1 protein-coding gene is annotated in these 441 nt (G+C 73.7%); it reads left to right on the top strand.

Features of this window, described 5'->3' with window-relative positions:
- On the top strand, window positions 1–441 hold a 441-nt coding region (locus tag EBL85_RS16885), incomplete at both ends, for a primase-helicase zinc-binding domain-containing protein (protein ID WP_305036085.1).

The raw sequence follows: 441 nt of genomic DNA on the forward strand, positions 1-441 counted from the left end.
TGAAACCGTCGCAGGCCATCGAGCGCATCGGCCCCTGCCCTGTCTGCGGCGGCCGTGACCGCTTCGGCATCAACACCGCCCGCAACGTCTATAACTGCCGCCATTGCGGCGGCGGCGACGCCATCGCGCTGGTCGAGCTGGTCAAGGGCTGCGAGTTCCGCGCCGCGCTCGACTGGCTGATGGGCGCGCGCGAGGTCGAGATCGACCCGGCCGAACTGGCCCGGCGCAAGGCCGCCCGCGAGAAAGAGGCGCGCCAGCGAAGCAGGCAGGCCGAGGCCGCCCGGCGCAGCGCCATCGCCCAGGCCCGCGCCATCTGGCACGACTCCCGCCCGGCCGAGGACAGCCCGGTGCGCGACTATCTCGCCCGGCGCGGCCTCACCCGTGCGCGGCTGCCCGAGCTGCCCGCCTGCCTCCGCTTCCATCCCGACCTGCCCTATATGG

The organism is Marichromatium sp. AB32 (assembly GCF_003718675.1).
Lineage (GTDB): Bacteria > Pseudomonadota > Gammaproteobacteria > Chromatiales > Chromatiaceae > Marichromatium > Marichromatium gracile.